The sequence below is a fragment of the Pseudoalteromonas porphyrae genome (assembly GCF_001298125.1).
Taxonomy (GTDB): Bacteria; Pseudomonadota; Gammaproteobacteria; order Enterobacterales; family Alteromonadaceae; genus Pseudoalteromonas; species Pseudoalteromonas neustonica.
In genome coordinates this window covers 70662-82727 of record NZ_LHPH01000016.1, presented here as the reverse complement: position 1 = coordinate 82727, position 12066 = coordinate 70662, and the positions used below count along the sequence as shown (strand labels likewise).

The window sequence follows — 12066 nt, the reverse complement described above, 5'->3', positions numbered from 1 at the left end:
CAATTAATGAGTACTTTTTTTCATTATTTTACGTGTTTTCTTTGAAATAGTCTGGCGTTATTTATAAGCTAGAGGTTCAGAGTACAGGTGTACGCTAGAAAGCTGACCACTTCGTTGTACATTTCAGCGTAAAATAGAACACAATTTAGTATTAAGCTAAGGTAATTACCCATGAGAAGAGCCGTTATTACGGGCATCGGTGTTGTATCAAGCATCGGTAACAACAAAGAAGAAGTATTAGAATCGTTAAAAACAGGTAAAAGCGGCATCGCTTTTAACCCTGAATTTGCTGAATATAAATTACGTAGTAATGTATCAGGCAAAATTGATATTGACGTTAAAGAGTTTGTTGACCGTAAAGCAATGCGCTTTATGGGTGATGCTGCTGCTTATTCGTATATTTCGATGGCACAAGCAATAGATGATTCAGGTTTATCTGATGATCAAGTATCAAATGAACGCACTGGTATTATTGTAGGTTCTGGTGGTGGTTCATCTAAATGGCAAGTAGAAGCGGCCGATATTTTACGTGAAAAAGGCGTAAAACGTGTAGGCCCTTACATGGTACCACGTACTATGGCAAGTACCACGTCAGCATGTTTAGCAACACCGTTTAAAATCAAAGGTGTTAACTACTCAATCAGCTCAGCATGTGCAACCTCTGCACACTGTATTGGTAATGCCGTAGAGCAAATCCAATTAGGCAAGCAAGATGTTGTTTTTGCAGGTGGCGGTGAAGAGTTACATTGGACGCTAGCAATGGAATTTGACGCAATGGGCGCACTTTCTACTAAATATAACGAAACGCCTGAAAAAGCGTCACGCACATATGATGCAAACCGCGATGGTTTTGTTATATCTGGCGGTGGCGGTATTGTTGTTGTTGAAGAGTTAGAACATGCACTTGCTCGTGGCGCACATATTTATGCTGAGATTGTTGGTTACGGCGCAACATCTGATGGCTATGACATGGTTGCTCCATCAGGTGAAGGTGCGGCACGTTGTATGCGTCAAGCAATGCAAGATGTAGATAGCATTGATTACCTAAACACTCATGGTACATCGACACCTGTAGGTGATGTGAAAGAATTAGGTGCAATTCAAGAAGTATTCGGTGGTAATTCACCAATGATCAGTGCAACTAAAGCAATGACCGGGCATGCACTGGGCGCTGCTGGTGTGCATGAAGCTATTTTCTCTCTACTGATGTTAGAGCACAGTTTTGTTGCACCTTCAATCAATATTGATGAACTTGATGAACAAGCTGCTGGCTTAAACATTATCACTGAGCGTAAAGACGTTGAGCTAAATACTGTTATGTCTAACAGCTTTGGTTTTGGTGGCACTAACGCCACGCTAGTGATGAGTAAATATAAAGGCTAATTAGTCAAAAGTTAGTTAGTTTAGAAGCCGAGCAACTTGCTCGGCTTTTTCGTTTTCAAAGCCGGCTATGTTCGTTACAATGGCGGCTCTTCGTGCCAACAGGATTTGTTAATGAAAATACTTGCTGATCAAAATATGCCACTTGTTGAGCAATACTTTGCTGATTTTGGTGAAGTAACGCGTTTCGATGGGCGTACTTTACAAAGTGAACAGTTAATCGATGTTGATGTATTACTTACGCGTTCAGTTACGCAGGTTAATAGCGCATTGCTTCACAGTGCAAATAAATTGAAGTTTGTAGGTACTGCAACCATTGGTATCGATCATATAGACACCGCACTTTTAAAAGATCGTAATATCGCATTTACAAGTGCGCCTGGGTGTAATGCAATAGCAGTTGCTGAATATGTAATTAGTAGTATTTTTGCTTTGTGCCAAGAAAATGCAAGTAGTATTGAAGGCAAGACAATTGGTATTGTTGGGGTTGGAAGCATAGGTAGTTGTTTGCGTGAAAAGTTAAAAGCGCTAAATGTCACCGTATTAGTGTGCGATCCACCTAAATATGAAGCCGGGCAGCTTGATGAACATCAAGATCTAGAGTTGCTACTAACTCAATCTGACATCGTAACATTTCATGTTCCTTTGATAAAAACAGGCAAACACAGCACGTTGCATTTGCTGAATAAAGCACGTTTGTTAGCGCTCAAAGCCGGTACTATTATCATCAATGCTAGCAGAGGCGACGTTATTGATAGTCAAGCCTTGCTTGAGGTAATGCAAGATGGTGCACAACTTGATTTAGTTATTGACGTATGGGAAAACGAACCCACAATATTAACTGAGCTTCTTGAATATACACGATTGGCAAGTGTGCATATTGCAGGGCACACACTTGAAGGTAAAGCACGTGGTACACAAATGCTGTATCAAAAGCTATGTGAACTTGAAAAGGTCGAAGCGAAGAAATCCTTAGCTGATTTTTTACCTGTACCAAGTATTACGGATATTAACCTGCAGGAAACATTTGATATACCTGATCTTGGTCAACTTATTCATCTTATCTATGATGTGCGCCGAGATGACGGTATTTTACGACGAGATTTGGTAAATCAAGGTTTTGATAGCCTTAGAAAAAACTATCCAATTAGGCGTGAATTCAGCACGCTAAATATCACAGGCGCAAATCAGCATGCAGATGCACTAGCGGCGCTCGGGTTTAACTTAATATAATTTAGACAATGGCCATAAGGGCGGTTGTTAATAGAGGAATACACATGTCACAAAAATATAATGTTGCCGTACTTGGTGCTACAGGTCTTGTTGGCCGCCAAATTATTGAAACGTTAGAAGATCGTAAGTTTCCTGTTGATCAATTATTTTTATTGGCAAGCAGCCGCAGTGCCGGTGAAGATATTAAGTTTCGTGGTGAAACTATCGAAGTGCAAGATGTTGAAGGTTTTGACTTTAGTCAAGCGCATATTGGCTTGTTTTCAGCTGGTGGCAGTGTGTCAGAAAAATATGCACCGATTGCAGCTGATGCGGGCTGTATAGTTATTGATAACACATCACATTTTAGAAATGACTTTGAAGTACCATTGATTGTGCCTGAAGTTAATGCTGCAAGTTTGGCTGATTTCAGAAACCGCAATATTATTGCCAATCCTAACTGCTCAACGATTCAAATGATGGTGGCATTAAAGCCGATATACGATGCGTACGGTATTGACCGTATTAATGTATCGACCTATCAAGCAGTATCGGGTGCTGGCAAAGAAGCCGTTGATGAGCTTGCAAAACAAACTGCAAATCTAATGAATGCGCGCCCAGTTGATAGCCAAGTATTTCCAAAGCAGATGGCATTCAATGTAATCCCACAAATTGATGTGTTTGAAGATAACGGCTATACGCGCGAAGAAATGAAAATGGTTAATGAAACCCATAAAATATTGGGTGACACTACTATTGCAGTAAACCCAACATGTGTGCGAGTACCTGTGTTTTTTGGTCATTCTGAAGCGATAAACATTGAAACACGTATGCCATATGATTTTGAACATGTTAAGCAGTTACTCAAAGATGCCCCGGGCCTTGAACTTATTGAAGATGAAGGTGATTATCCAACGCCAGTATCAGATGCAAGCGGTAATGATACTGTTTATGTAGGGCGTTTACGTCAAGATATTTCGCACCCGCATGGTTTAAATATGTGGGTTGTTAGCGATAATACCCGAAAAGGCGCAGCTACTAATAGTGTACAAATAGCTGAAGAGCTTATTGCAAATTATCTTTAAGAATAAGTAGAAATAGCGGCAAATTGCCGCTTTTTTATTTTTAAACTGCCAAATAATTGCCGCATGATGGCTAAAAGCGTATAAACTTAACAATAACTATAAAAACTCTTCCGGCTGATAAAATTTAAGCTATTAAGTATCAAAGTGTTGCGATAGATATAAAGACGCAACTGGTTTATAGTTTGCAACTGGAATAGAGCTTGCAAGAAAATTGAATTAACTATTTTATTTATGTCAGTTATTTCTGCAAGAAATAATCAATGTTTAAGCGCCTGTTTTTTAGGTGCTGCGTTAACATTTAAACATTAAAGGATCAGCATGCGCGGTTTAGCTACACTCCTCTTATTAGCGTCTGCATTGGTGGCAACACCAATATACTCCCAAGACGGCACCCAACTAAAAGGGCCTAAAGGCGTTGATTACGGCGTTCAAGGGCGTTCAATTGGACCAATAAAGCCAACCGATACGTTATGGCGTATTGCAGCGAAAGTGCGACCAGATAACTCAGTAAGTATTTATCAGGTGATGCAGGCATTGTATGAGAAAAACCCCAATTCATTTTTAGATCAAAATCTAAATCATATGCGTGATGGCGCGTACCTCAAAATACCTACACTACGCGAAATTCGTAACATTAGTCCTCAATTAGCAAAACAACGATCTGAGCAAGATGATGACTTATGGGATAAAAAGAAAAACGGAACATTAACCCAAAGTGATATCGAAAGCTCCAAAACAAAAGTAACACAAGCGCGAAAAGTTGATGTTGATGAAGCAAAAAAAGAATTAAAACAAGAAATCAACACGATAAAAACCGAGCAAGGTACGCAACTTGTTGAGTTGCAAAAGCAATTTAAATCATCAGTTGAAAATGTTGAAGAGATCTTAGTTGAAAATAATAATTTAAAAAAGCAGCTAACCGGTATTTCTAAAGAGCTCGAAAAAGTGCGAAATCAGCTAGGACAAGATAGTGAAATTCAGCAGCAACTAAAAGAGTTAATTGCAAAGCAAAATGAGTTTATAGAGCAGCAAAAGGTAAAAAAGCAACAAGAGGAGAGTGAGTTTGATTTTGCCGCGTTATTGGCAAATCCGTTTGTTCTTATTTTACTAATGACGATACCGGCTTTATTAATTGTTTTTGCAGTGGTGATGTTTTTACGTAAACGTAATAAAGAAGATGAAGTAATTGACGACGATGAGTTTTTACCACAAAGCCCTAGTTATGTTCCAGACGAAGATATTGATTTAGGCCCCTCAATAGATCCTATCATTCCTGATCCAGTACAAGATGATTTAAGTGTCCAACTCGATGATAACTTAGACAGCGATATGCTGCCTGATGATGACATTATTTTTGATGACAGTATTGATGATGAAAGTATTGATGACGATTTTGAAGATGGCGACAGTCTATTAAATCAAGACGAACTCGATGGTCTATTAAGTGATGACATTGTATTTGATGATGAAGTCAAAGAAGATGATGAGTTAGATATCTTCATGCAGCAAGATTTTGACCAACAAGACGATGATAGTTTAGGCGATGATATCGACTTGGATCTTGATGCCGAAAAAGGTGACGGGGATATTTTAAGTGCAGAAGACCTAGATGACTTATTTGCAGAAGATGCCGTTGACAGCTCTTCTGCGCCTGCAAACGGGGAAATTGATGATTCCCTCGATGAGTTAGAATCAGATGATGCCCTTGCTGCGCTCAGTGAAGAACTTGCTAGTGAAGATGATGACTTTGATATAGATGAACTCATCGATGCACAAAGTTCTGTTAACGAAGAGCCAGAACTTGATGTACTTAATAATAACGATGAGGATTTTGACTTAGACGACATTGACAGCTTAATCGATGATGCTGCCGCGGAGCCTGAAAAACCAGCCGAGTTAGTTGATGAAGACGACACTGATTTTGACTTGGACGACATTGATAGCCTTATTGATGATGCTGCCGCAGAGCCTGAAAAACCAACAGAGTTAGTCGATGAAGACGACACTGATTTTGACTTGGACGACATTGATAGCCTTATTGATGATGCTGCCGCAGAGCCTGAAAAACCAACAGAGTTAGTCGATGAAGACGACACTGATTTTGATTTAGACGACATTGACAGCTTAATTGATGACGCAGCCGCAGAGCCTGAAAAACCAACAGAATTAGTCGATGAAGACGACACTGATTTTGAYTTRGACGACATTGAYAGCYTWATTGATGAYGCAGCCGCAGAGCCTGAAAAACCAACAGAGTTAGTCGATGAAGACGACACTGATTTTGATTTAGATGACATTGATAGCCTTATTGATGACGCAGAGCCTGAAAAACCAACAGAGCTGGTCGATGAAGACGACACTGATTTTGACTTAGACGATATTGATAGTTTAATCGATGATGTTGATCACAATACTGATTTAGATGAAGCCCTTTCTGATTCAATGAATGAATTATCAGGTGTTGAAGATGAGCTTAATCTAGATGAAGTAGAATCACTAGTATCGAGCTTAGCCGATGAGCCTGAAGTTGAACCAGAGCCTGAAGTTGAACCAGAGCCTGAAGTTGAACCAGAGCCTGAAGTTGAACCAGAGCCCGAAGTTGAACCAGAGCYTGARGTTGAACCAGAGCCCGAAGTTGAACCAGAGCCAGAAGYTGAACCAGAGCCAGAAGTTGAACCAGAGCCCGAAGTTGAACCAGAGCCAGAAGAAGAACCAGAGCCAGAAGWAGAACCAGAGCCTGAAGTTGAACCAGAGCCTGAAGTTGAACCAGAGCYTGAAGTTGAACCAGAGCYTGAAGTTGAACCAGAGCYTGAAGTTGAACCAGAGCYTGAAGTTGAACCAGAGCCTGAAGYTGAACCAGAGCCAGAAGTTGAACCAGAGCCTGAAGTTGAACCAGAGCCTGAAGTTGAACCAGAGCTAGAAGCTGAACCAGAGCCAGAAGAAGAACCAGAGCCTGAAGTTGAACCAGAGCTTGAAGTTGAACCAGAGCTTGAAGTTGAACCAGAGCCTGAAGTTGAACCAGAGCCTGAAGYTGAACCAGAGCCAGAAGTTGAACCAGAGCCAGAAGTTGAACCAGAGCCAGAAGTTGAAYCAGAGCCTGAAGYTGAAMCAGAGCCTGAAGTTGAACCAGAGCCTGAAGTTGAACCAGAGCYTGAAGTTGAACCAGAGCCTGAAGTTGAATCAGAGCYTGAAGWAGAATCAGAGCCTGAAGTTGAATCAGAGCTTGARGTTGAACCAGAGCCTGAAGTTGAACCAGAGCCAGAAGTTGAACCAGAGCCAGAAGTTGAACCAGAGCTTGAAGTTGAACCAGAGCCAGAAGTTGAACCAGAGCCYGAAGTTGAATCAGAGCCTGAAGTTGAACCAGAGCCCGAAGTTGAATCAGAGCCAGAAGTTGAACCAGAGCCTGAAATTGAATCAGAGCCCGAAGAAGAATCWGAGCCTGAAGTTGAATCAGAGCCAGAAGTTGAACCAGAGCCTGAAATTGAATCAGAGCCCGAAGAAGAATCTGAGCCTGAAGTTGAATCAGGGCCAGAAGTTGAACCAGAGCCTGAAATTGAACCAGAGCTTGAGGTTGAGCCAGAGATAGATCTTTTAGATGATAGCTTGCTGGATGAAGTAAGTGAGGATTCTGCAGATGATTTATTGGATGAAGACGATTTATTAGAAGAATATAACGATCCATCATTAAAAAGTGTTGATGAGCTCCTTAGTGAGTTGCAAGAGGAAGACGACTATGTGGAAACACCACAATGGTCTGACATTGATGAACTAGATGATGATATAGAAGAAGTTGAAATTGATTTAGGTGATGATCCACTTGCCGATGAAATTGATTTAGCTGTAGATGATGAAGATTTAAATAATGAGATAGTGACACCTAGCAAAGAGCTAAGTGAGTATCCGGATCTCGAGCTTGATGATGAAGATGATAGCTTAATTGAAGAGAATGACTCTTCTGATCTGCTGTTAAGTCAAGCAGAACAAGATCTTGCTAATGCTATGGCAGGTGGTGAAGATTTAAATAGCTTAGATCATGATTTTGATGATGAATTATTGATTGAAGATGAATTACTCAGTGGTGAGGTTCAAGAGCAAGAGCCTGTAGCTGATACACAGGAAAAAGAATCTGTAAATAAGCCGGCAGATGAATCTATTGGCAGTGAATTAAGTGCTGATGATTTAAATAGCGATTTTGCAGCAGAGCTTGATAACACATTTGATCACTCTGACGACACTCAAATGAAGTCAGATCTTAGCTCTTTCTCAGATGAGGAGCTTGATGATGATTTCATGGCAGATCTCACCCAAACTGACTTTGATTCACTTTTAAGTGAATTAGGAGAACCTGAGGATTTAGAGATAGATGATAGCTCTGAATTTGATGTTGATTTTAATGCGTTATTAAGTGACGATTTAGACGCAATTGAAGAGCTATCCGAAATAGAAGAATCGCTTCCAGAAAAAAGCACAAATGTTGATGATGGTGCGTTAGATGAAGAGTTCGTTGATATTGATTCATTGATTGAGCAAAGTGATGATCTAAATAGTGATCATGAACCTTATAATGATGTGAATATAGATGTCGGTTTAAGTGAATTTGATGCTTTGCTTGCAGGCGATAACCCAACAGACGTAGATGCTGAAAGTGGTGGCTACTCTGCAAAGCTAGACTTAGCACGTGCTTATATTGAAATAGATGATATGGATGCAGCGCTTGAGGCGATCGATGATGTTATTGAAAATGGCCCTGAAGAAGTACAAGAAGAGGCGCAAAGTCTTAAAGCAAAATTAATATAAATATATACCCAAGCCACCTCGAGATGCGAGCGTCGTTGGAATTTAAAGCGGTTTAGAGAAGGCATTGATTGCAAGTAATAGTGGTTCTATTGTTAAAATCAATCTCTTATAAAAGTATCATAGTATAAATCGCTTTAAAAACAAACCGTTGGAGGGCGTTTCACAGGTACTTTCTCTCATCGTTGTTACTTCTTAAAATGGATTGCCATTGTTGCAAAGTAACGCCTTGATATTAAGCTCTTGTGAAACGCGAATTCTGCATCATGAGGTGACTTGGGTATGGTATCCACATAACAAAATATCCACATAACAAAAAATGGAGGGCAAACTTAGTTTCCCCTCCATTTTTATTGCAATTGAAAACTCAGCATCTTACAGCCATAGGTTTATTTGCATTGAGTCGCTTTTATTGCAGCGTGAGATAGCATAAAATGCCCCGTTCATTAGCACAGTAGGTAAAGCAGTTATTATGCGAGTAGCACTTGGAGTTGAATACAATGGCGCCCGTTACAGTGGTTGGCAACGTCAATCTCATGTAAATAGTGTACAACAAGAAGTAGAAACTGCGTTATCGCGCATTTGTAATCATCCAGTTGAAATCATCTGCGCCGGACGCACTGATGCAGGGGTGCACGGGACAGGGCAAGTAATACATTTTAACACTGATGCAGATCGCGATATGGTTGCATTTACCCTAGGTATGAACACTTTACTGCCAAAAGACATCGCTATTCGTTTCGCAAAGCCTGTCAATGATGATTTTCATGCTCGTTTTAGTGCTACTGCACGTCGTTATCGCTATATTATTTATAATAATCCACTTCGTGGTGCGGTCCTTAATGAAGGTGTTACCCATTACCATCACGCACTTGATGAGACAAAAATGCAAGAGGCATGTCAGTACTTAATAGGTAAGCATGATTTCACTTCATTTCGCGCGATACATTGCCAAGCAAATACGGCTATTCGCACTATTCATCATTTATCTGTTGAGCGTCAAGGCAGTTATGTCATCATTGATATAAAAGCAAATGCATTCTTACATCACATGGTTCGTAATATTACGGGTTGTTTAACTGATATAGGTATTCACAAGCAAGAGCCGATATGGCTTAAAGAGCTTCTTGATTTAAAAGAACGCGCTAAAGCAAGTGCAACAGCAAAAGCTGCTGGTTTATATTTAGTCGATGTAGATTATCCAGTCGAGTTTGAAATACCGTCAACGCCGTTAGGCCCTTTATTTTTGCCTGAGGCACACGGTTAGTTGTCGTTAATTTAAACGATTAATTGCAGGGGTTTCACTACTAAGACCAGTTTTTTATACCGCCTGTGTGGAATTCATGTTTTAATTGATAAAATTTGTCTGTCATCATAACTTGGCAGGAACGCAGCAAAGCACCGAATAGTATTAAGAGAGTTGCAAATGAGTTGGCTAGAAAAAATCTTACCTAAAACAACAAAATCTTCAGGTCGTAAAGAGATCCCTGAAGGTGTTTGGGCAAAATGTACAGACTGTGATTCAATTCTATATAAAGCTGAATTAGAGAAATCACTCCATGTATGTCCTAAGTGTGATCATCACATGCGTATTAGTGGCCGTAAACGTCTTGAACACTTTTTAGATGAAGGTGAACGTCAAGAATTAGGGACACAACACGAGCCAAAAGATATTTTAAAGTTTAAAGACTCAAAAAAATATTCTGATCGTATCACTGCAGCGCAAAAATCAAGCGGTGAGAAAGATGCGTTAGTCGCAATTAAAGGGCGTCTAAAAGGTATTCCAGTTGCAGCAGTTGCATTCGAATTCTCATTTATGGGCGGTTCAATGGCATCGGTGGTAGGGGCACGTTTTGTTGATGCTGTTGATCAATGTTTAGAGCATAACATGCCGCTTATTTGTTTTTCAGCGTCAGGTGGTGCACGTATGCAAGAAGCTCTTATGTCGCTTATGCAAATGGCAAAAACAAGTGCTGCACTTGCTAAAATGAGTGAAAAAGGCCTACCGTTTATTTCCGTAATGACCGACCCTACAATGGGTGGTGTATCAGCTTCATTAGCGATGCTAGGCGATATAAACGTTGCTGAGCCAAAAGCATTAATTGGTTTTGCGGGTCCGCGTGTTATAGAACAGACAGTGCGCGAAACTTTACCTGAAGGCTTCCAACGCAGTGAATTCTTACTAGAGCACGGTGCAATCGATATGATTGTTGACCGTCGTGAAATGCGTGACACACTTGCGCGCGTGTTAGCTAAATTTATGAACTTGCCTTCTACGGAACAAGAGCATAGAGTAGCGTAAATTTCAGCTTTACTGATCACGCTATGACAAAAAGTACTCCTAGCCAATCATCAAGTCTTGATGATTGGCTTTGTTATTTAGAAAGTGTTCACCCTGCAAATATTGCAATGGGTTTAGAACGCGTTGCCCAAGTTGCCGACGATGTAGGTTTACTTGGTACTTCAAGTAAAATTATTCTTATTGCCGGCACTAATGGTAAAGGCACAACAGCCCGTTGTTTAGAATCACTTCTTTTGGCACAGGGCCATACTGTTGGTACCTATGCATCCCCTCACTTAATTCGTTATAACGAACGTGTGCGTATAAATGGCGCAGAGCTTGATGATCAATTTCATGTTGATGCTTTTGATTTGCTCGAAAAGGGCCGTAGCGATACACCACTGACTTATTTTGAATACGCGACTTTAGGGGCTTTAGCAATATTTAAACGCCATGCGGTTGATTACGTGCTGCTAGAGGTTGGTTTAGGTGGGCGCTTTGATGCCACCAATATTGTTACCCCGTTTGCTAGTGTTATCACCACGGTTGACTTAGATCATAAAGAATACCTTGGTGACACCCGAGAGTTAGTTGGGTATGACAAAGCGGGTATCTTCAGAACCAATACACCAGCGATAGTGGGTGATTTAGCAATACCTCACACAGTAACTGATTACGGGAAAAAAATTAATGCACAGATGCATTTATCAGGGCGTGACTTTAAGTTTGTTGAGCATGCAACTCGTTTTAGTTGGCAGTGTAAAGAGTTTAACTATGAGTTTGATAAGCCTGCAATACCATGTCAAAACGTCGCAACAGCTTTAACTACCTTAAAAGTCTTGGGTTTATTACCCAGTGAGGCTGTTATTCGTCGCTGTTTAAATGATTTAGTTGTAGAAGGGCGTTTTCAAAAGCTAAGTAAATCTCCACTGGTCTATACTGATGTGGCACATAACCCTGAGTCGGCACGTTACTTAGCGCGTAAGTTAGCCCAATACAAAGATAAAGGCTTTAAAATTCATGCGTTAGCAGCTATGCTTGCGGATAAAGACAAAGTTACTGTTTTAAAAGAAGTTAGCCCTTTGGTTGATGCTTGGTCATTAGCTGGACTTGATTGTTTTAGGGGTGATACAGTAGATAATATTGCAAAATCAATGGATGCTGTGAATACAAACGCACCTATTGAACGATTTGACAGTGTTGATATAGCACTTGATAGTGTCTTGCCTCGCTTAGATGAGCAAACTTTATTGATTGTTTTTGGTTCATTTATAACTGTTGCAGCAGCCATTAATTATTGGAAAAAATAGAGAGAAA

At 40.4% G+C, this 12066-nt stretch carries 7 protein-coding genes; all 7 read left to right on the top strand.

Annotated features, from left to right (window positions below; genetic code table 11):
* The first annotated feature begins 171 nt into the window (after positions 1 to 171).
* The 7 genes from fabB to folC all read left to right on the top strand — a co-directional run bounded on the left by fabB (position 172) and on the right by folC (position 12059).
* Entirely contained in the window at positions 172 to 1383 is a 1212-nt protein-coding gene (gene fabB, locus ADS77_RS14075; protein ID WP_054203198.1) for a beta-ketoacyl-ACP synthase I, read from the top strand.
* Between the two features lie 111 nt (positions 1384 to 1494).
* Positions 1495 to 2613 (top strand): 4-phosphoerythronate dehydrogenase, encoded by a 1119-nt coding sequence (locus tag ADS77_RS14070; RefSeq protein ID WP_054454970.1) that lies wholly within the window; start codon positions 1495 to 1497, stop codon positions 2611 to 2613.
* A 44-nt stretch (positions 2614 to 2657) separates the two neighbouring features.
* Positions 2658 to 3674 (top strand): aspartate-semialdehyde dehydrogenase, encoded by a 1017-nt coding sequence (locus ADS77_RS14065; RefSeq protein ID WP_054203196.1) that lies wholly within the window; start codon positions 2658 to 2660, stop codon positions 3672 to 3674.
* A 318-nt stretch (positions 3675 to 3992) separates the two neighbouring features.
* On the top strand, positions 3993 to 8471 hold the full coding sequence (locus ADS77_RS14060) for a FimV/HubP family polar landmark protein (RefSeq protein WP_054454969.1): 4479 nt from the start codon (positions 3993 to 3995) through the stop codon (positions 8469 to 8471).
* 469 nt (positions 8472 to 8940) lie between these two features.
* Positions 8941 to 9735, top strand: coding sequence for a tRNA pseudouridine(38-40) synthase TruA (gene truA / locus ADS77_RS14055; protein WP_054454967.1), 795 nt, complete (start codon positions 8941 to 8943; stop codon positions 9733 to 9735).
* 159 nt (positions 9736 to 9894) lie between these two features.
* Positions 9895 to 10770: an acetyl-CoA carboxylase, carboxyltransferase subunit beta gene (accD, locus tag ADS77_RS14050; protein ID WP_054206289.1), complete on the top strand. Its 876-nt coding sequence runs from the start codon at positions 9895 to 9897 to the stop codon at positions 10768 to 10770.
* 23 nt (positions 10771 to 10793) lie between these two features.
* Positions 10794 to 12059 carry a bifunctional tetrahydrofolate synthase/dihydrofolate synthase gene (gene folC, locus ADS77_RS14045; RefSeq protein WP_054454966.1) on the top strand — a complete coding sequence of 422 codons (1266 nt, stop codon included), beginning with the start codon at positions 10794 to 10796 and terminating at the stop codon, positions 12057 to 12059.
* The last annotated feature ends 7 nt before the right edge of the window (positions 12060 to 12066 follow it).